The following is a 19,998-nucleotide window of genomic DNA, read 5'->3' on the forward strand; positions in this document are numbered from 1 at the left end:
GGGGCGGCACTGGCGGCCCGGCAAAGCCGGTTCCGCGGTGCCCTGGAACCAAGCTCCCCCTCTTTGAATGGCATCGCCTCTCCGGAGCGCGTGCCCGAACCCAGGATGCGGCGGAACTGGCTTTGCCAGGCCGCTTGCATCGCCCCCTGGGGGGTGACGCGCCCTTAGGCGCGGCGCGGGGGGTCAGAAGTGATATCGCTGACCCAGCACGCTCTGCAGCGACTGCACCACCGTGAACGCGTCCTTGAGCTGGGTCCGTTCGAGGTTGGAGATCTCGGCCGGGTTGAGGTGGTTGTTGGGCGGGAGGCCCTGGGCGATCTGCCGGGCCTGGTGCTGGATGCGGATGAAGGCCATGAATTCCAGCGCGTCGCGCAGGTCGCGGGCGCTCTGTTCGCTGACGGCCCCGCCCGCGGCCGCGCTCAACAGGCGGTCGTGCGTGTTGACCGCCGCGTCGCCCCCGGCCAACGCGTACACGCGGGCCAGGTCCACGATGGGCACCACGCCGTTGTGTTTGAGGTCGATCGTGCCCTTGTGTTCGCCGCTGCGCGCGGTGGAGATGCCCTTGAACATGCCCAGCGGCGGCGTGTGGGTGAGCGCGTTGCCCACCATGTGCGCCAGAAAGATGGTGTTGTCCTTGGTGCGTTCCAGCACGTCGCGGCGCAGGCCGTCGAGCAGCGCGCTCTGGCCATGCACCGCACGCAGGTCGAAGAACACGCAGGTGAGCATGAGGGCCTTGGGGTCCGGCTGGCCGGTCCAGCGCGCGAAGTACTCGGCCCAGCGACGGCGCGGCTGGCGCCAGGTGTCGGTCATGGCCATCATCTCGCCCGGGCAGTACACGTACCCGCAGGCGTCCAGCCCGTCGCAGACGAACTGCGAAAGGGACTTGAAATAGGCGCCGTGCAGCGCTTCGTCGTAGCGGTCGTCGAGCACCATGCAGTTGTCCTGGTCGGACCGGGCGGTCTGCTCGCTGCGGGCCTGCGAGCCCGCCGCCACCCACACATAGTCCACCGGCGCCGGGCCGAAGCGGGCCTCGCCCAGTTGCAGCAGGCGGCTGGTGATGGCGTCGGTGATGGCGGTGATGATGTGGCCGGTGCTGTAGGCCGAGGCCTCGGCCGCGGCCAGGCTCTGCTGCAGCCGCTTGATCTTGGTGCTGGCTTGCTGCAGGCCCTCGACCGTGCCCTGTTTGTAGATGTCACCGGCCAGGTACACCGCCGATGTGCTGTGCTGTTCGGTCAGGTCGGTGGCCGTGATCATGCCCACGATGCGCTGGCCGTCGAGCACCGGCACATGGTGGATGTTGTGGCGCGCCATCAGCAGCAGCGCGTCGAACGCCGGGTTCTGCACGCCGATGGTCAGGGGCGCCAGGGTGGCGATGTCGATCAGGGGTCGCGCCGTGTCCATGCCGGCGGCGATCACGCGGTTGCGCAGGTCGCGGTCGGTGACCAGTCCGAACAGCAGGCCCTGTTCCACGATCAGCACCGAGGACACGCGTTGTTCGCTCATGACCCGCGCCGCTTCCCGGATGCTGATTTGGGGGGGCAGGGTGATCGGCTCGCGCCGGATGACGGCGCGCACCGGCGTGGTCATGAGGTTGAGGGCCGGGTCCGTGCTCCTGGCGTCCGCGATGCCGCGAGCGGCGGTGTGGGTGTGGTCGAGGTGGCGCAGCAAGTAGCCCAGGGCGGGCGTTTCGCCGCGCAGCTCTTCCACCAGCGCACTGTCCAGGCTCACCAGCTCGCTCGGGGTGCGGGCCCGCGCGCTCTGCACGTTGGTGGCCCCTGCGGCCTGCAGACCGAAGATCTCTCCAGGCTGGAGCGTTACCACCGGCTGAGCCTGCGCGTCCAGCAGCGTCATGGCGCCTGAGAGCAGCCAGTAGAGCGTCGGATGCGCGGCGTCGACCGCTTCCAGCGCTTCGCCCGCTTCGAGCGACTGCACCACCAGCGTGTCAGCCAGCCGCTGCCTGGACCCTTCGGACAGCAGCCCAAAGATGCGGTGCTGCCGCAGCTGTTCGGGCAAAGGCAGGGCAGGGGAGACAGGGTGGATCATGGAGCTGATACCGGTCGCACGGAGGGTGCCGTGGATGCTACACCGGCCCCCTGGTCAGGCTTGCGGGTAAACCCTCAGAGGGTTTGACCTGCATCAGGCCCCGGAAGACCACTTTTGTAAGAACTCGGTAAGGTCCGAATTCAGAATGGCTTCACCTTTACCAGAACCTTACATGTTGACACTGATTACCGCCGTCAAGCTGATCGCAGAAATCGCCCTGCTGGCCCTGTTCGGCCAGTGGGTGCTGGGCTTGTTGGCCGGGCAGCGCAAGGACCAGAATTTGTTTTATCAGGTCCTCCAACTGCTCGGCAAACCCTTTGTGCGCGTGGCACGCTGGGTGACGCCCCGGTTTGTCCTCGAGCGCCACCTGCCTCTGGTGGCGTTTCTCATTCTGGGCTTCGTGTGGGTCGGTGTGACTTTGGCCAAGGTCAATCACTGTTTGAAGATCGGAGTGGCACTGTGTCAGTAACCCACTCACTCAATCACCTGTTTGCCCGCTGGCAGGTTCGCTCCTTGCTGGTGTTTGGCCAGCGTCAGGCCGCGCTGGATCGCCTCGACGGTCTGCTGCGGGCCGACGCCGACGACGTGTACGCGCTGGCCACCCGAGCCCATCTGCTGGCAGAGTTGGGCGACAAGGCCGGGGCGCTGCAGACGCTGCAGCGGCAGGTTGCTGTGGCACCTGGCGCCGCGCCCGGTTGGTTCAACCTGGGTTTTCTGAGCGAAGAGATGGGGCTGCTCGAACAGTCCGAGGCAGCGTTTCGCCGCACCATCGAGATCGACCCCAAGCTGGACCGGGCCTGGTATGGCCTGGCGCTCAGCCTCATCCGCCAACGCCGCTTTGACGAAGCGGTGGTCGCGCTGCGGAAAAACACCGAACTGCAACCCATGAGCCCCTACGGCTGGTACCAGCTGGCCCGGGTTCATGTTGACCGGCAAGAGCCCGATGAGGCCGCGAAGATCATTCGCCACCTCCGCGGGTTCGAGCCCAAAGTGGCGGCACAACTGGAGCGCGAAACGGGTCTGGGCCACGTCCAGGCTTGATCGAGCGCTTCGGCCGTGCGGCTGAAAAAGGGATGGTCGGCGCCAGCCGATCATCGAAAAACGCGGACCGGTTGCAGGCTGCCTTGAGGAGACAGGCGGTGTTCGTGATGTGCCCGAGAGGGTTTCGCTGATGGAGGTCGATCCCATGGAACTGACTGATAACCACCGCCGTTACTGGCGGAAAAACCTCAACATCACGGCCATATTGCTTGCAATCTGGTTCGTGGTGACATTCGTCCTGAGTTACTTTGCGCGAGAACTGAGCTTCAACTTCTTTGGCTGGCCGTTCAGTTTCTGGATGGGTGCCCAGGGCGCGCTGGTGGTGTACTGCCTGATCATCGGGTACTACGCTTGGTACATGAACAAACTCGACATCGAACACGGTGTCGAAGAGACCGAGGAATAACACCATGGCAGGCATGTTCGAAACCAAGGCGGGTATGAGCGCCGGGGACTCCAACCGGGCGTTCCGCAAACAACTCAGCAAGGTGTACACGTGGTACACGGGCGGTTTTCTGGGTTTTGTGGTTGTTCTGGCGGTCCTGGAGCAGATGGGTTTGCCACGCGAGTGGATCGGCTTCATCTTCCTTCTCGCCACCATTGGCCTGTATGCCGGTATTGGCATCATGAGTCGCACCACCGATGCGGCCGAGTACTACGTGGCCGGACGCCGCGTGCCCGCGGTCTACAACGGCATGGCCACGGGCGCGGACTGGATGTCGGCGGCGTCCTTCATCGGCATGGCCGGCACGCTCTACCTGACCGGCTACGGCGGCCTTGCCTTCATCATGGGATGGACAGGAGGCTATTGCCTGGTGGCGCTGTTTCTTGCGCCGTACCTGCGCAAGTTTGGCCAGTTCACCATTCCCGACTTTCTGGGCGAGCGGTACGGCGGCAACCTGCCGCGCTTCATTGGCATCTTCGCCGCGATCCTGTGCTCGTTCACCTACGTCGTGGCACAGATCTATGGCGTGGGCATCATCACCTCGCGCCTGACCGGTGTGGCGTTTGAACTGGGCGTGTTCCTCGGTCTGGGCGGCATTCTGGTCTGCTCTTTCCTGGGCGGCATGCGCGCGGTCACCTGGACGCAGGTGGCGCAGTACATCATCCTGATCGTGGCCTACATGATTCCGGTGGTGTGGCTCTCGGTGAAACAGACCAGCATTCCAGTGCCGCAGGCCATCTACGGCTACCAGCTGGAGAAGGTCACGGCCAAGGAAAAGCTGCTGACCAACGATCCCAAAGAGCTGGAAGTGCGCGCCATCTACAAGAAGCGTTCGGACGATCTGGCCGCCAAACTCAATGACCCGGGCGCTGCGCTGGCCGCCGACAAGGCCGCTGCCGAAGCCAAGCTGGCCGAGTTGCGCGCAGCGAACGCGCCGTCGGCGGACATTTCCGCCGCGGAGAAGGCGGTGTCTGCGCTGCCCAAGGACGAAGCTGCGGCGAAAAAAGCCTGGACAGCGGCGAAGGCTTCGGCTGACGGCAAGGCCAAACCGCTCAATGGCATGCCTCCCCATGCTCAGCAGTTTGCCGGCGACCCGAACGGGGATGCCAAGGCCGTGGAAGCTTATGACACCTCGCGTCGCAACTTCCTGGCGCTGATCTTCTGCCTGATGATCGGTACGGCCGCACTCCCCCACATCCTGATGCGCTACTACACGGTGCCCAGTGTGAAGGAAGCCCGGCAGTCGGTGACCTGGTCGCTGTTCTTCATCTTTCTGCTCTACTTCACCGCGCCGGCCCTGGCTGTGCTGGTGAAATACGAGGTGTTCCACATGGTGGTGGGTACACCGTTCGATCAGTTGCCCGCCTGGGTATCTTCGTGGAACAAGGTCGATCCGACACTGATGGCGATCACCGACATCAACAAGGACGGCATCCTGCAGCTCGGCGAGATGACCATTGGTGGCGACATCGTGGTGCTGGCGACGCCGGAAATCGGAGGACTGCCCTACGTGATCTCGGGTCTGGTGGCCGCCGGTGGTCTGGCTGCTGCGCTGTCCACCGCCGACGGCTTGCTGCTGACCATCGCCAACGCGCTGTCGCACGACCTCTATTACAAGATGATCGACCCCAACGCTTCCACTGCACGCCGCGTGACCATTTCGAAAGTCCTGCTGCTGATCGTGGCGCTGCTGGCGGCTTACACGGCGGCGCAGAAGCCGGCGGACATCCTGTTCCTGGTTTCGGCGGCCTTCTCGTTCGCTGCGGCGGCGTTCTTCCCTGCGCTCGTGCTGGGTATCTTCTGGAAGCGCGCCACGGGCATCGCTGCCTCTGCAGGCATGCTCGCCGGCCTGGGCATCACGTTCTACTACATGGTCACCACCCAGCCTTGGCTGCGTGGGGTGTTTGGCGTGACCTCGCCGGTGGAACTCTGGTGGGGCATTCAGCCCATTTCGGCAGGACTTTTCGGTGTGCCCGTGGGCTTTGCCGTGATCATCCTGCTCAGTCTGGTGACGCCGGAGCCCAGTCGCAAGGTGCAGGAACTGGTGGAGCACGTGCGCTACCCCAACCTGCGCTCGGCCTGATGCGCCGCATCGAGCCTTGAAGCCATCCGCCCGGCGACCTGACGCCGGTCGGATTTTCCAGAACCCGGCCAGTTTTGCGACTGGCCGGGTTTTTTGCTAGAATCGCGGGCTTGCCTTGCTGCACCCCGAATCGACGCTGGGGGCAGCTCACCTCAAGCGCCCACGCATCGTGTGGGCGTTGTCCATCCACAAGGAGAGTCTATGCGTCACTACGAAATCGTTTTGCTGATCCATCCGGATCAAAGCGAACAGGTTCCGGCCATGCTGGAACGTTACAAGGGCATGATCACCGCCGGTGGCGGCCAGATCCACCGTGTTGAAGACTGGGGTCGCCGTCAGTTGGCCTACCAGATCAACAAGCTGTCCAAGGCCCACTACCTGTGCGTCAACATCGAGGCCGATCAGGCCGTGATGGCCGAACTGGAACACGCTTTCAAGTTCAACGACGCCGTGCTGCGCCACCTGACCGTTCTGCGCAAGAAGGCCGACACCGGCCCATCTTCCATGATGAAGGCGGTCGAGCGCGAAGAAGCCCGCAAGTCCCAGCAACAACCGCAGGAACAGGCCGCGGCGTAAACGCGCTGCGTGACGTCGTCAGCGGGTGAACCAGCTTCAAATGTCCGCCGTGGTGGTGCAGGTGCAGAGCCTGCGTTACACACCGGCAGGCGTTCCGGCCTTGAACATCGTGCTCGAACACGAGTCCGAGGTCGTTGAAATGGACACTCCCAGACAGGTGAAGCTGCAACTGAGGGCCGTGGCCTTCGGGGCCCAGGCCGAAACGCTGTCCCGCCAGGGGCTTGATGCGGTTTGTGAGTTTCACGGGTTTCTGACGAATGCGCGCAACGGCAAAGGCGTTGTGTTCCATATCCAAGATTTCAGCAAGACATAGGAAGGCCCATCATGGCTGCACCCAAACGTTTCAACAAAGACAAGCGCCCCAAGCGCAACACCCAATCGCTGCTGTTCAAGCGCAAGCGCTTCTGCCGCTTCACCGTGGCGAACGTCGAAGAAGTCGACTACAAGGACGTGGACGTCCTGCGTGACTTCATCGCCGAAAACGGCAAGATCATCCCCGCGCGCCTGACCGGCACGCGTGCCTTCTACCAGCGCCAGGTCAACACCGCCATCAAGCGTGCCCGCTTCCTGGCCATGTTGCCTTACAGCGACCAGCACCGCGTCTGAAAGAGAGCCTGACATGCAAATCATTCTGCTCGACAAAGTTGTCAACCTCGGTGCCCTGGGCGATGTGGTCAAGGTCAAGGACGGCTACGCCCGCAACTTCCTGATCCCCTCGGGCCGCGCCCGCCGCGCGACCCAATCGGCCATCGCCGAATTCGAAGCCCGCCGTGCCGAGCTCGAAAAAGTGGCCGCCGCCAAACACGCCGAAGCTGTTGCTCTGGGTGAGAAGCTCGCCGCCGTGACGGTCAAGCTGTCGCAAAAGGCTGGTGTGGACGGTCGCCTGTTCGGTTCCGTCACCAACCACGACGTGTCCGAAGAGCTGAACAAGCAAGGCTTCAAGGTCGCCAAGTCGCAAGTGCGTATGCCCAATGGTCCGCTGAAGAACGTGGGTGATTACACGGTGAGCGTGAACCTGCACACCGACGTGACGGTCGACGTCAACGTTTCCGTGCTGGGCGAAACCGCCTGATTCCGCGCGCAGGCGCCTGCGCGCCTCGCCCGAGAGCCGCTGTCCTGACGGACCGCGGCTTTTTTCTTTTTCAGACGATGGTCGCGACGCAGCACGCTGTCGAGGGTGTGCCGGGGGCTTTCCCGCGAAATCCACGCGCCGTGCACCGCTTGTCCACAGGGTTGTCCAATGACGCGCACCCGTGTCGGGCGTACCATTGCAGATCAACCAAGAAAGCCCATGGCTGCAGTTTTTTCGAGCTCCTTCCCGTCCTTCGATGCCAGCCTGGAAGAGGTTGGCCTGGGGGGCGATCCCCAGATCAATCAGTTGCGGGTGCCCCCGCACTCCATCGAAGCCGAATCCAGCGTTCTCGGGGGGTTGCTGCTGGATAACGCGGCCTGGGACCGGGTCGCCGATCTGGTCAACGACTCCGATTTTTACCGCTACGAACACCGGTTGACCTATTCGGCCATCGCCACCCTGGTCAATGCCAGCAAGCCGGCGGACGTGGTGACCGTTTACGAGCACTTGCAGAATCTGGGCAAGGCCGAAGAGGCGGGTGGCCTGGCTTATCTGAACTCGCTGGCGCAGTACGTGCCCAGCGCGGCCAATATCCGGCGCTACGCCGAGATCGTGCGCGAACGTGCGATCCTGCGCAAACTGATCGCGGCGAGCGATGAAATAGCGACCGCTGCCTTCAACACGCAAGGCCGGCCGGTCGAAAAAATCCTGGACGAGGCCGAGCAGAAGATCTTCCACATCGGGGAAGAGGGCTCGCGCATGAAGGAGGGCTTTCAGGGTATGGACACGCTGGTGGTCGATCTGCTCGACCGCGTGCAAGAGATGGCGGACAACCCGAACGACATCACCGGTGTGCCCACTGGCTTCATCGATCTGGACCGCATGACATCGGGCTTGCAGGCGGGCGACCTCGTGGTGCTGGCCGCCCGACCGTCCATGGGCAAGACCGCCTTCGCCATCAACATCGCCGAACACGTGGCGCTCAATGAAGGGCTGCCGGTGGCGGTGTTCTCCATGGAAATGGGGGCGTCCCAGCTGGCCGTGCGTATCGTCGGCTCAATCGGTCGTATCAACCAGAGCCACCTGCGCAACGGCAAGCTCACCGATGACGAGTGGCCGCGCCTGACCGAGGCGATCGAGAAGCTGCGCAACGTGTCGCTGCACATCGATGAAACCCCGGGTCTGTCCGCCAGCGTGCTGCGCGCCAATGCCCGGCGGCTTTCGCGGCAGTGCGGCAAGCTGGGTCTGATCGTGGTCGACTATTTGCAGCTCATGAGCGGCAACGGTGGCGACGGTGACAACCGTGCTTCCGAGCTGGGTGAGATTTCGCGCGGCCTGAAAATGCTCGCCAAGGAGCTGCAGTGCCCGGTGATCGCGCTCTCGCAGCTCAACCGCAGCGTGGAGCAGCGCACCGACAAGCGCCCCATGATGAGCGACCTGCGCGAATCCGGCGCCATTGAGCAGGATGCGGACATCATCATGTTCATCTACCGCGATGAGTACTACACCAAGGATGCGTGCAAGGAGCCGGGCGTGGCCGAAATCATCATTGGCAAACAGCGTAACGGCCCCACCGGCACCGTGAAACTGGCGTTCCTGAACATGCTCACACGTTTCGAGAGTCTGGCGGGCGGCGGCGATTTCTGATCGCGCGGCCATCGCTGTCGGATTTCTTCAAGACCCACGGCGTTTCCATCGGTAGAGTCCGGGGCTCTCTGTTCAAGGAGTCTCTATGCAACTGGGTTACACCATCCTGTACGTCGAGGACGTCAAACGGTCCGTCGAGTTCTACCAACAAGCCTTTGGCCTGGCCGCGAAGTTCGTCCACGAGGAGGGCGATTTCGGCGAGCTGGACACGGGCAGCACCTCGCTCGCGTTTTCCTCGCGTGAACTGATGCGCCGGCTGGGCAAACAGCCGCAGGCCGCCCGGGCCGACGCACCCTGTTTCGAGATCGCCTTCACGACCCCCGATGTGGCTGCCGCGGTGGAGCGTGCGGTGAACGCGGGGGCTGTGTTGGTGCAGGCTCCCCAGGCCATGCCCTGGGGGCAGACGGTGGCCTATGTGTCCGACCGGGATGGATTCCTGGTCGAGCTCTGCACCCCGATGACCGGGTCGCCATAGCCCGACTGGGCCAAGAGGAAGCGCCATGAAGCGCTGGCCTGCGCGCGGGCTGGGGTGGTGCCCAGCCAGCGACGGAATTCTCGCGTCATGTGGGCCTGGTCCGAGAACCCGTGATCGACCGCCAGTTCGGCCAGTGGCGCATCCGAAGACAGGGCCTGTGCCGAGCGGCGCAGCCGGGCCAGGCGCCTCCAGTAAACGGGTGTGCGGCCGGTGCCGCTGAGCAGCAGCCGTTCCAGGCTGCGTTCACTCAGGCCCAGCGCCCGAGCCGCGGTGGTTACGTTCGGCGCGGCTGCCAGCGCGTCGAGCGCTTCCGACGTGCCGGCGTCCATGTGGGCGAAGGCTTCCAGCAGCGCGCATGCCCGCTGGATATCGGCCGGATCGCCCGCGCGTGCGAGCCGCAGCAAGGCATCGTTATCGATGCGGACACCCGGTCGCAGGCGGTATCCGGTGTAGATCGCACCGGCAACGCTTTCAACGGTGTAGCCGCTGTCGGCCAGGGGCGAAACCAGCCATCGCGCGGGCTGCCCAGGGGCCTCCATGGCGATCAGGTCCCGACAGCCGTCGGGCACCACCAGCGTGCGGGACGCCGTAGGGCTGGCGTGTCTCCAGGCTTCGAGCAGGGCGGCGGGCCAGTTCATGCCCTCGCACCCGGTTCGAAATCAGAGCACCTCGCTGGCGAAGTCGGCCAGTCGCGAGCGCTCGCCACGCGCCAGGGTGATGTGCCCGCCATGTGGCCAGCCCTTGAAGCGGTCCACGGCAAAGGTCAGCCCCGAGGAGCCTTCGGTGAGGTAGGGCGTGTCGATCTGCGCCAGGTTGCCCATGCAGATGATCTTGGTGCCGGGGCCGGCGCGCGTGATCAGCGTCTTCATCTGCTTGGGCGTCAGGTTCTGCGCTTCGTCGATGATGACGTACTTGTTCATGAAGGTGCGGCCGCGCATGAAGTTCATGCTCTTGACCTTGATGCGGCTGCGGATCAACTCATTGGTGGCGGCACGCCCCCATTCGCCGGCGTTGCCCCCATCGCCCTTGGCCAGGAATTCGAGGTTGTCGTCCAGCGCGCCCATCCAGGGGCCCATCTTTTCCTCTTCGGTACCGGGCAGGAAGCCGATGTCCTCGCCCACGCTCACCGTGGCACGCGTCATGATGATCTCGGTGTAGCGGCGGTCATCGAGCACCTGCGTGAGGCCGCTGGCCAGGGCCATCAAGGTCTTGCCCGTGCCGGCCGTGCCGGCGAGCGTCACGAAGTCAATCTCCGGGTCCATCAGCAGGTTCAGCGCGAAGTTCTGCTCGCGGTTGCGGCTGGTCACGCCCCACACCGCATTCTTCAGGTGTGTGAAGTCCTTGAGCGTCTTGAGCACCGCGGTCTTGTCGCGGATCTCAGTGACCCGGGCGTACAGGGATGGTTCGCCGGGGGCTTCGAAATAGACGAACTGGTTGATGTAGAACTGCCCCACGGCCGGGCCACTGACCCGGTAGAAGGTGTGGCTGCCACTCTGCCAGCTCTCGATGGTCTTGCTCTGGCGCGTCCAGAAGTCCTGCGGCAGGGCGAGCGCGCCGGCATACAGCAATTCACCGTCGTCCAGGGTCTTGTCGTTCTGGTAGTCCTCAGCCGCCAGACCCAGCGCACGGGCCTTGACCCGCATGTTGATGTCCTTGGACACCAGAATGACTTCGCGCAGCGGATGCTTGTCGCGCAGAGCGTGCACCACGCCCAGAATCTGGTTGTCCGCCTTGCCCTGGGGCAGGCTGCTCGGGAGCTGGTTGTCCAGTGGCTCGGTCTGGAAGAACAGCAGGCCGCGTGCCGTCTGGTGGCCGGTGGCGGAGAGCTTGAGGCCGCGCGTCATGTCGCCGCCCTGCTGAGCAGCGAGGGCGTCCAGGGTGCGGCTGGTCTGCCGTCCATTGCGCGCCACCTCGGTCATGCCCTTTTTGTGGCCGTCGAGTTCTTCGAGCACGATCATCGGCAGGAAGATGTCGTGTTCCTCGAAGCGGAACAGGCTCATGGGGTCGTGCAGCAGCACATTGGTGTCGAGCACGAACAGGCGGGACAGCCCCGCGCCGTTCGGTCTGCCCGGTGAGCGGCGGCGGTTGCTGGCCACCGGCGAAGGGGTGGACGCCTTTTCCGCCACCGCGGGCAGGTCCTGGCGCGACTTCTCGATCCGTGCCTCGGTGGGTTGCACCACGGGCAGGGCGACGACGGTCGCTGTTCCTTCGGCCTTGGTTGGCGCCGAAGGCCTGTCGGTCGGGGGCGACTTGCGGGTGCGGCTCTGGGGGCTGCGGCGGCCTGTCTTGGGCGTCAATGCGGTGACGGTGGTCTCGACCCGTGGCGCGGGGGCTGCGACCGGCTGGGGCTGATCCAGCGTATCGGCAAGGTCGAACGGATCGTCTGCGGCTTTCAGGTTGTAGGCGTCGGGAGAGAGCAGGGCTGCGCGTTTGGAGGGGGCGGGTGGCAGTGGCATGGAGGGCGTTGTTGTTCAGCGCAGGATGAAAAAACAAAAAGCCGCCACGGTGACCGGGCGGCTTTCTGGGCTGCTGGGGGCAAGGAAAGAAGGAGGGGCTGACTGGCTTCCCGTTGTCATGAACCCATTATGCATGACTGCCGTGACAGGCCCATACCCATCACGGGGAGTGGGGTGTCGAGGCCGTCCCGGCGTTCAGGCGGCCTTCTTCAGGGTCTTGACCGCCTTGAGCACATCTTCCACATGGCCCGGCACTTTCAGTCCGCGCCATTCTTGCTTGAGCACGCCGTCAGGGCCAATCAGAAAGGTGCTGCGCTCGATGCCTTTGACCTTTTTGCCGTACATGATCTTGTTCTTGACCACCCCAAACATGTGGCACATCTTTTCTTCGGTGTCGGCGATCAACTCGAACGGCAGTTCCAGCTTGGTCTTGAAGTCGTCGTGTGACTTCATGTTGTCACGCGAGACGCCAAATACCTGGGCGCCCGCCTTGACGAAATCCTTGTATTTGTCGCGGAACTGCATGGCTTCGGTCGTGCAACCTGGCGTGTTGTCCTTCGGGTAGAAGTACAGCACGATGGTCTGGCCAAGGTGCGTCTGGTTGCTGACCTTGACGCCGCCGGTGGCCAGCGCTTCAAATTCGGGAATGGGTTTATTGACAACGACTGCCATACTGCGTGGGCCCCTGACGTAAGTTGGTGGTGATTCGTTGGCTTCCCGGTTGCATGATGCACGCCCTGCAGCTGCTCTGGCTTGCAAGGGGGCATGGCAGGAAACAATCGGGTATTTTACCCTGAATGGGCCCCTGGCGCTGAGAGACGGGAGTAACTGCCTGTCTGGTACCGGCGCTCGCGCGGCCATTGGCGCCTCCGTAGCCGGCCACCCCGCCGGTCGGGCCGCAAACATCTGCCGCCGCGTCAGTTCTCCATCAGCAGGGCGGTGAGCACTCGGCGTCCTTCGCCGGCCAGGATGTTGTGGGTCCGGCAGGCGGCCAGGGTGTCCATGGTTTCCACGCCGATGCGTCGGTCGATCAGGCTCTGCAGCAGAGCGGGGCGCACGAATCGCAGCCGCGCACCGCTCCCGAACAGCACCAGTTCCGGCACCCATCCGGGCGGTAGCGCGGTATCTGTGAGCAACTGTTCAAAATGCGCGGCGCTCAGGTCTTCGAAGCGCGTGCAGGGCCAGGGCACCAGCAGCCCGCTCGACGACAGGACCAGGCTGTGCGCGTGGCGCTGGCCGTTGATGGCGATCCAGCCGTCGCCATAGGACGTGATGGTGTGCAGGTCCGGTTTGTCGGCGTGCAATTTCATCGGGATATGGCTCGGGGTTCGGGGGGTGATGACGCACCGTGAGGGTGCGGAACTGTGGTCAAATTGCAGGTTTTCCCCTGCTGGGCCTGCTGAATATAGCGTTTCGCCATGCCCTTGGCGTTTCCCCACTTATCCGACCGCTCCCGAACGGAGGGACTTTGAAAACCATCCAGAAATCCGCCAAGCTTGCCAACGTCTGTTACGACATCCGGGGCCCCATCATGGACGCGGCCATCCGGATGGAGGAAGAGGGGCACAAGATCATCCGGTTGAACATCGGCAACATGGCACCGTTCGGGTTCGATGCTCCCGAAGAAATCCAGCAGGACATGATTCGCAACCTGCCGAACTCGGCCGGGTACTCGGACAGCAAGGGGATTTTTGCGGCGCGCAAGGCGGTGATGCACGAGACGCAGAAACAGAATGTCAAGGGTGTCACGCTCGATGACATTTATCTCGGCAATGGCGCGAGCGAACTGATCGTGATGTCGGTCAATGCCCTGCTGGACGAGGGCGACGAGCTGCTCATGCCCGCGCCCGACTACCCGCTGTGGACGGCTGCGGTGAGCCTGTCGGGTGGCACGCCGGTGCATTACATGTGCGACGAGTCCAACGGCTGGATGCCCGATCTGGACGACATCCGCCGCAAGATCACGCCGGCCACCAAGGGCATCGTGGTGATCAACCCGAACAACCCGACCGGCGCGTTGTACTCGGACGACCTGCTCAAAGCCATCGTTGGACTCGCCCGTGAGCACGGTTTGGTGATCTTTGCCGACGAGGTCTACGACAAGGTGCTGTACGAAGGGGCGAAGCACACGGCGATCTCCAGCCTGTCCGAGGATGTGTTGACCCTGACGTTCAACTCCCTGTCCAAGAGTTACCGCTCCTGCGGCTACCGCGCCGGCTGGATGGTGGTGTCGGGCGATAAGAAGCCGGCTCGGGACTACATCGAAGGCCTGAACATGCTCTCGAACATGCGCCTGTGTGCCAACGTGCCGGGTCAGTGGGCGATCCAGACCGCGCTGGGCGGGTACCAGAGCATCAAGGATCTGGTGTGTGAAGGCGGCCGGCTGCGCCGCCAGCGCGACCTGGCCTACGAGCTGATCACCGCCATCCCCGGTGTGAGCTGTGTCAAGCCTTCGGCCGCGCTGTACATGTTTCCGCGACTCGATCCGGCGGTGTACCCGGTCGAGGACGATCAGCAGCTGTTCCTGGAACTGCTCCAGGAAACCCGCGTGATGCTGGTGCAGGGCTCGGGTTTCAACTACCCGGACAACCAGCACTTTCGCATCGTGTTCCTGCCGCACGAGGACGATCTGCGCGAGGCCATTGGCCGGGTCGCGAAGTTCCTGGAGGGCTGGCGCAAGCGCCATGCGATTCAGCGCGCATCAATCGCCCCTGCGATCAGCAACACCGCGGACGCGGCGGCTCCCTAAACTCGAGCGGCCGGGTCCGGGTGGGCGCGGCGCCGACATTTTCCGAAGCAGAGAGAACAACGATGAAACCGATCCAAGTAGGCCTGTTGGGCATAGGCACCGTGGGCAGCGGCACGTTCAACGTGCTGCAGCGCAACCAGGAAGAAATCCGCCGTCGTGCGGGTCGCGGCATTGAAATCACCATGGTGGCCGACCTCGATGTGGCCCGCGCCCAGAGCATCGTCGGCCCCAACGTGAAGGTGGTGAACGACGCGCGCGCCGTGATCGCCAACCCCGAGATCGACATCGTGATCGAGCTGATCGGTGGCTACGGCATCGCCAAGGCCCTGGTGATGGAGGCCATTGCGGCGGGCAAGCACGTGGTCACCGCCAACAAGGCGCTGCTGGCCGTGCACGGCACCGAGATCTTCGCGGCGGCGTCGGCCAAGGGCGTGATGGTGGCGTTCGAAGCGGCGGTGGCCGGCGGCATTCCCATCATCAAGGCACTGCGCGAAGGCCTCACGGCCAACAGCATCCAGTGGATCGCCGGCATCATCAACGGCACCACCAACTTCATCCTGTCCGAGATGCGCGACAAGGGGCTGGACTTCGACGTCGTGCTCAAGGAAGCGCAGCGCCTGGGCTACGCCGAAGCCGACCCGACCTTCGACATCGAAGGCGTGGACGCGGCGCACAAGGTCACGCTCATGAGCGCGATCGCCTTCGGCATTCCGGTGCAGTTCGACAAGGCCTATGTGGAAGGCATCACGAAGCTGGGCGCCACCGACATCAAATACGCCGAACAACTCGGCTACCGCATCAAGCTGCTGGGCATCACCAAGCGCACCGACAAGGGCATCGAGCTGCGTGTGCACCCGAGCCTGGTGCCGTCCAAGCGCCTGATCGCCAACGTGGAAGGCGCGATGAACGCGGTGGTGGTGCAAGGCGATGCCGTGGGCACCACGCTGTACTACGGCAAGGGCGCGGGCAGTGAGCCCACCGCCAGCGCCGTGATCGCCGATCTGGTGGACATTACCCGCCTGCACACCGCCGACCCGCTGCACCGCGTGCCGCACCTGGCGTTCCAGCCCGATGCCATGAGCGACCTGAGCGTGCTGCCCATGAGCGAGGTGGTGACCAGCTATTACCTGCGCCTGCGCGTGGCCGACGAGGCCGGCGTGCTCGCCAAGGTGACCGGCCTGCTGGCCAACGCTGGTATCAGCATCGACGCGGTGCTGCAGCGCGAGGCCGACGAAGTGGGTGGCGAAGGTGCCACGTCCACCGATCTCATCATCCTCACGCACGACACGCGCGAAGGCACGATGAACGAGGTGCTGGCGCAGATGCAGGCGCTGCCGAGCGTGCTCGCGCCCATCACGCGGATACGAAAAGAAGAGCTGAACTGAGATGCTGTACCTCTCCACCCGCGGCCACCCGGACCGCAAACACTTTTGCGACATCCTGCTCGAAGGTCTGGCGCCCGATGGTGGTCTGTATTTGCCCGAGCGTTATCCGCAGGTGGACGCAGCCATGCTGGCGCGTTGGCGCGGCGTGTTCAACGGCGGCGCGCCCGGTGGTTACGCCGCGTTGGCGTTCGAGGTGCTGTCGCTCTACATCGACGGCATTCCTGCCGCCGACCTGAAGGCGCTGTGCGACAAGACCTACACCGAGGCGGTGTACGGCACAGCAGCCATCGTGCCGTTGAAGCCGCTCGAAAAGGGCTTCTATCTGGAAGCCCTGTCCAATGGTCCGACGCTGGCCTTCAAGGACATGGCCATGCAGCTGCTGGGCAATCTGTTCGAGTACCAACTGGCGCGCCGCGGCGAAGAACTCAACATTCTGGGCGCCACCAGCGGCGACACCGGCAGCGCGGCCGAATACGCCATGCGCGGCAAACACGGGGTGCGCGTCTTCATGCTCAGCCCGCACGGCCGCATGAGCCCGTTCCAGCAGGCCCAGATGTTCAGTCTGATGGACGAGAACATCCACAACATCGCGATCGAAGGCGTGTTCGACGACTGCCAGGACATCGTCAAGAACGTGTCGAACGACCTGGCGTTCAAGCGCCAGTACAAGATTGGCACCGTCAACTCGATCAACTGGGCGCGTCTGCTGGCGCAGGTTGTTTACTACTTCGCGGGCTACTTCCAGGCGACCACGGGCAACGACCAGAAGGTGGACTTCACCGTGCCCAGCGGCAACTTCGGCAACGTCTGCGCCGGCCATGTGGCGCGCCAGATGGGCCTGCCGATCCAGACGCTGGTGGTGGCGACGAACGAAAACGACGTGCTTGATGAGTTCTTCCGCACCGGCGTCTACCGCGTGCGTTCGAGCGCTGACACGCACGAGACCTCCAGCCCGTCGATGGACATTTCCAAGGCCAGCAACTTCGAGCGCTTCGTGTTCGATCTGCTGGGCCGCGACGGCGCGCGGGTCAAGGCGCTGTTTGGCGACGCGCTGGCTCGCGAAGGCCGGTTCGATCTGGGCGGGGACCCGGTGTTCGCCGAAACGGCCAAACACTACGGCTTCGTCAGCGGCAAGAGCACCCACGCCGATCGCCTGGCGACCATCCGGGACACCTGGGCGCGTTTTGGCGTGATGATCGACACCCACACCGCCGACGGCGTGAAGGTCGCACGCGAGCACCCGAACCCGGCCGTTCCGATGATCGTGCTGGAAACGGCCCTGCCGATCAAGTTCGCCGAAACCATCGTCGAAGCGCTGGGCCGTGAACCGGACCGCCCGGCGAAGTTCGACGGCATCGAAGCCCTGCCCAAGCGGGTGCAGGTGATGCCGGCCGACACCGCGGCCGTGCAGGCGTACGTCGCGCAGCACTGTCCGCGCCCGTGACATGAAAGTGGTCGGTTTCGCGGGCTACTCGGGCTCCGGAAAAACCACCCTGGTGGAGCAGCTGATCCCGGCGCTCAAGTCGCGCGGACTGCGTGTGTCGGTGGTCAAGCATGCCCACCACAAGTTCGACATCGACCATCCCGGCAAAGACACTTGGCGCCACCGCGAAGCCGGCGCTTTCGAGGTGGTGGCGGCTTCGTCGAAACGGCTGGTGTTGATGCGGGAGTTCGAGCAGTCCGCCGAGCTCTCGGTGCACCACCTGCTGGCCGAGCTCTACCCGGGTGTGGACTGGGTGCTGGTGGAGGGCTTCAAGAACAGCGATCTGCTCAAGATCGAGGTCTGGCGCGATGCCAGCGCCCGACCCGTGCAGTACACCGACGACCCGTTCATCGTGGCGATCGCCACCGACAGCCCGGCGCAGCTGCCCGAGTCCACCCTGAGGCCCGTGCTGGATTTGAACGACGCCGACGGGGTGGCGGGCTGGCTGGTCGACAATGGGGCGCGGTTCGAATACAACCCGCAGGCGTATCTCTGACGCCGTACCGCCGACCACCTCCACACCGCCCGCCATGACCGCTGCCGCCCCCAAATCCGCCCGAACGCCGTTGATGCCGCTGGACGACGCGCTGGCCGATCTGCTGCGCCGGGTCGAGCCCTTGTCCCGCCACGAAACCGTGGCCACCTTCGAGGCCGACCGCCGGGTGCTGGCCGAAGACCTGATGTCCGAGCTGCATGTGCCGCCGCAGGACAACTCGTCCATGGACGGCTACGCCCTGCGCGCGGCCGACGTGGGCGAACCCGGCGTGGTGCTGCCGGTGTCGCAACGCATCGCGGCCGGACACGCGGGGGAAGCCCTGCGGCCCGGCACCTGCGCCCGCATCTTCACCGGCGCACCCCTGCCCGAGGGGGCGGACGCGGTGGTGATGCAGGAAGAAACGCGCGAGGTGGGGGGCGACCTGCATGGCGTGCACATCGACGCCGTGCCCACCCCGGGCCAGTGGGTGCGCCGGGCCGGGGAAGACGTGGCGCGCGGTGCGGTGGTGCTGGCCCGTGGCGAGAGGCTGACGCCCGCGAGCCTGGGTCTGGCCGCCAGCATTGGCCGCGCGCAGCTGCAGGTGCTGGCGCGCCCGCGCGTGGCCCTGTTTTCCACCGGCGACGAGCTGGTGATGCCGGGCGAGGTGGCCCCGCGGGACATGCCGCCCGGCGCCATCTACAACTCCAACCGCTTCTTCCTGCGCAGCCTGCTGCAGCGCCTGGGCTGCGAGGTGAGCGACCTGGGCATCGTGCCCGACCGGCGCGAGGCCACGCTGGCCGCGCTCAAGACCGCGGCCGACCACCACGACCTGATCCTCACCAGCGGCGGCGTGTCGGTGGGCGAGGAAGACCACATCAAGCCCGCCGTGCAGCAGCTCGGCAGCCTGGACCTGTGGCAGATCGCCATGAAGCCGGGCAAGCCCTTCGCCTATGGCACCGTGCGGCGCGACGCCGGCGCGGGCATCGACGCTGCCCAGGCCTGCCACTTCATCGGTCTGCCGGGCAACCCGGTGTCCAGCTTCGTCACCTTCCTGCTGCTGGTGCGCCCCTTCCTGCTGCGGCTGCAGGGTGCGCGCGTGCCCACCTCCCAGCCGATCCTGCTGCCGGCGCATTTCGATCTGCCCCGCGCCGACAAGCGCCGCGAATTCCTGCGGGTGCGCCGCAATGGCGCCGGAGGGCTGGATCTGTTCGCCAACCAGAGTTCGGGTGTGCTGACCTCGGCCGTCTGGGGCGATGGCCTGGTGGACCATCCGGCCGGGCGCACCATCGCGCGTGGCGACCTGGTGTCCTACATCTCATTTGCGGACCTGCTTGCATGAAAGTTCAACTGCGTTATTTCGCGTCCATCCGCGAAGCCATTGGCACCGGCAGCGAGTCGCTGGAAACGGCCGCCATCACGCTCGCGACCCTGCGCGACGAGCTGATCGCCCGCGGCGGTGCCTACGCCGAGGTCCTGGCGCATGGCCGCGCCGTGCGCGTGGCGCTCAACCAGACCATGAGCGACGAGGCCGCGGTGCTGAGCGACGGCGCCGAAGTCGGCTTCTTTCCGCCTGTGACGGGAGGCTGAGCGTGAATCCCCGCGTCAGCATCCAGACCGGCGACTTCGACCTCTCCACCGAAGTGGCTGCGCTGCGCGAGCAGGACAAGCGCGTGGGCGCGGTCTGCAGCTTCATCGGCACGGTCCGCGACCGCAACGATGGCCAGAGCATCCGCACCATGGAGCTGGAGCACTACCCCGGCATGACGGAAAAGGCGATCGAGGCCATGATCGACGAGGCGTTCAAGCGCTTCAACATCTACGCCGCGCGGGTGATTCACCGTGTGGGCCTGTTGCAGCCGCTGGACCAGATCGTGCTCGTGGCCGTGAGCTCGGCACACCGCGGCGAGAGCTTCCAGGCCTGCGAATTCCTGATGGACTACCTCAAGACCCAGGCGCCGTTCTGGAAAAAGGAACAGACGCCCGAGGGCGCGCGCTGGGTCGATGCCCGCGAAAGCGACGACGCGGCCCTGGCCAAGTGGGGCATTGAGAGCCGCAACGCCTGAGCCGC

General features: G+C 64.7%; 22 protein-coding genes. 17 read left to right on the top strand and 5 right to left on the bottom strand.

Translation table 11 applies throughout. The features are described from left to right. Positions 1–183: 183 nt before the first annotated feature. Positions 184–2,043: a putative nucleotidyltransferase substrate binding domain-containing protein gene (locus KIH07_RS14600; RefSeq protein WP_226492666.1), complete on the bottom strand. Its 1,860-nt coding sequence runs from the start codon at positions 2,041–2,043 to the stop codon at positions 184–186. 172 nt (positions 2,044–2,215) lie between these two features. On the opposite strand from KIH07_RS14600, the gene KIH07_RS14605 reads away from it, so the two are divergent. The 10 genes from KIH07_RS14605 (at position 2,216) to KIH07_RS14650 (ending at position 9,382) form a co-directional block, all read left to right on the top strand. Next, positions 2,216–2,512, top strand: coding sequence for a hypothetical protein (locus tag KIH07_RS14605; RefSeq protein WP_226492667.1), 297 nt, complete (start codon positions 2,216–2,218; stop codon positions 2,510–2,512). Next, positions 2,503–3,084 (top strand): tetratricopeptide repeat protein, encoded by a 582-nt coding sequence (locus KIH07_RS14610; RefSeq protein WP_226492668.1) that lies wholly within the window; start codon positions 2,503–2,505, stop codon positions 3,082–3,084. The genes KIH07_RS14605 and KIH07_RS14610 overlap by 10 nt, the downstream gene beginning before the upstream one ends. A 145-nt stretch (positions 3,085–3,229) precedes the next feature. Then, entirely contained in the window at positions 3,230–3,490 is a 261-nt protein-coding gene (locus tag KIH07_RS14615) for a DUF4212 domain-containing protein (RefSeq protein WP_226492669.1), read from the top strand. A 4-nt stretch (positions 3,491–3,494) separates the two neighbouring features. Continuing rightward, a complete protein-coding gene (locus KIH07_RS14620) occupies positions 3,495–5,612 on the top strand; it encodes a sodium:solute symporter family protein (protein WP_226492670.1) in 2,118 nt (705 codons plus the stop codon). A gap of 201 nt (positions 5,613–5,813) precedes the next feature. Further along, positions 5,814–6,188 (top strand): 30S ribosomal protein S6, encoded by a 375-nt coding sequence (gene rpsF / locus KIH07_RS14625; RefSeq protein ID WP_068166413.1) that lies wholly within the window; start codon positions 5,814–5,816, stop codon positions 6,186–6,188. 40 nt (positions 6,189–6,228) lie between these two features. Continuing rightward, positions 6,229–6,501 carry a primosomal replication protein N gene (gene priB, locus KIH07_RS14630; RefSeq protein ID WP_226492671.1) on the top strand — a complete coding sequence of 91 codons (273 nt, stop codon included), beginning with the start codon at positions 6,229–6,231 and terminating at the stop codon, positions 6,499–6,501. An 11-nt stretch (positions 6,502–6,512) separates the two neighbouring features. Continuing rightward, on the top strand, positions 6,513–6,794 hold the full coding sequence (gene rpsR / locus KIH07_RS14635) for a 30S ribosomal protein S18 (protein WP_068166407.1): 282 nt from the start codon (positions 6,513–6,515) through the stop codon (positions 6,792–6,794). Positions 6,795–6,807: 13 nt separating this feature from the next. Further along, the gene (gene rplI, locus KIH07_RS14640) at positions 6,808–7,260 is read left to right on the top strand and encodes a 50S ribosomal protein L9 (protein WP_226492672.1); all 453 of its coding nucleotides are present in this window, start codon (positions 6,808–6,810) and stop codon (positions 7,258–7,260) included. A 219-nt stretch (positions 7,261–7,479) separates the two neighbouring features. Then, the gene (gene dnaB, locus KIH07_RS14645; protein WP_226492673.1) at positions 7,480–8,907 is read left to right on the top strand and encodes a replicative DNA helicase; all 1,428 of its coding nucleotides are present in this window, start codon (positions 7,480–7,482) and stop codon (positions 8,905–8,907) included. An 85-nt stretch (positions 8,908–8,992) separates the two neighbouring features. Next, a complete protein-coding gene (locus KIH07_RS14650) occupies positions 8,993–9,382 on the top strand; it encodes a VOC family protein (protein WP_226492674.1) in 390 nt (129 codons plus the stop codon). On the opposite strand, the gene KIH07_RS14655 is transcribed toward KIH07_RS14650, so the two are convergent. The 4 genes from KIH07_RS14655 to KIH07_RS14670 form a co-directional block, all read right to left on the bottom strand. Beyond that, the gene (locus KIH07_RS14655) at positions 9,319–10,020 is read right to left on the bottom strand and encodes a helix-turn-helix domain-containing protein (RefSeq protein ID WP_226492675.1); all 702 of its coding nucleotides are present in this window, start codon (positions 10,018–10,020) and stop codon (positions 9,319–9,321) included. The two genes, KIH07_RS14650 and KIH07_RS14655, sit on opposite strands and share 64 nt — an antisense overlap. Before the next feature lie 21 nt (positions 10,021–10,041). Beyond that, the gene (locus KIH07_RS14660; RefSeq protein ID WP_226492676.1) at positions 10,042–11,838 is read right to left on the bottom strand and encodes a PhoH family protein; all 1,797 of its coding nucleotides are present in this window, start codon (positions 11,836–11,838) and stop codon (positions 10,042–10,044) included. 195 nt (positions 11,839–12,033) lie between these two features. After that, positions 12,034–12,510: a peroxiredoxin gene (locus tag KIH07_RS14665; RefSeq protein ID WP_226492677.1), complete on the bottom strand. Its 477-nt coding sequence runs from the start codon at positions 12,508–12,510 to the stop codon at positions 12,034–12,036. 245 nt (positions 12,511–12,755) lie between these two features. Beyond that, entirely contained in the window at positions 12,756–13,148 is a 393-nt protein-coding gene (locus KIH07_RS14670; protein ID WP_226492678.1) for an Mth938-like domain-containing protein, read from the bottom strand. A 158-nt stretch (positions 13,149–13,306) separates the two neighbouring features. Between KIH07_RS14670 and KIH07_RS14675 the strand changes: the two genes are divergently transcribed. The 7 genes from KIH07_RS14675 (at position 13,307) to KIH07_RS14705 (ending at position 19,993) form a co-directional block, all read left to right on the top strand. Then, positions 13,307–14,587 carry a pyridoxal phosphate-dependent aminotransferase gene (locus KIH07_RS14675; RefSeq protein ID WP_226492679.1) on the top strand — a complete coding sequence of 427 codons (1,281 nt, stop codon included), beginning with the start codon at positions 13,307–13,309 and terminating at the stop codon, positions 14,585–14,587. A gap of 62 nt (positions 14,588–14,649) precedes the next feature. After that, positions 14,650–15,972: a homoserine dehydrogenase gene (locus KIH07_RS14680; protein ID WP_226492680.1), complete on the top strand. Its 1,323-nt coding sequence runs from the start codon at positions 14,650–14,652 to the stop codon at positions 15,970–15,972. Position 15,973: 1 nt separating this feature from the next. Beyond that, entirely contained in the window at positions 15,974–17,416 is a 1,443-nt protein-coding gene (gene thrC / locus KIH07_RS14685; protein ID WP_226492681.1) for a threonine synthase, read from the top strand. A 1-nt stretch (position 17,417) separates the two neighbouring features. Next, positions 17,418–17,951, top strand: a complete 534-nt coding sequence (gene mobB / locus KIH07_RS14690) for a molybdopterin-guanine dinucleotide biosynthesis protein B (protein WP_226492682.1) — start codon at positions 17,418–17,420, stop codon at positions 17,949–17,951. Between the two features lie 34 nt (positions 17,952–17,985). Then, positions 17,986–19,269 (top strand): gephyrin-like molybdotransferase Glp, encoded by a 1,284-nt coding sequence (glp, locus tag KIH07_RS14695; protein ID WP_226492683.1) that lies wholly within the window; start codon positions 17,986–17,988, stop codon positions 19,267–19,269. Continuing rightward, positions 19,266–19,517, top strand: a complete 252-nt coding sequence (gene moaD / locus KIH07_RS14700; RefSeq protein ID WP_226492684.1) for a molybdopterin converting factor subunit 1 — start codon at positions 19,266–19,268, stop codon at positions 19,515–19,517. Before glp ends, moaD begins: the two co-directional genes overlap by 4 nt. Further along, a complete protein-coding gene (locus KIH07_RS14705; protein ID WP_226494716.1) occupies positions 19,514–19,993 on the top strand; it encodes a molybdenum cofactor biosynthesis protein MoaE in 480 nt (159 codons plus the stop codon). The genes moaD and KIH07_RS14705 overlap by 4 nt, the downstream gene beginning before the upstream one ends. Positions 19,994–19,998 lie beyond the last annotated feature (5 nt).

Origin of the sequence: Hydrogenophaga taeniospiralis, from assembly GCF_020510445.1 — a bacterium.
Classification (GTDB): Bacteria; Pseudomonadota; Gammaproteobacteria; order Burkholderiales; family Burkholderiaceae_C; genus Hydrogenophaga.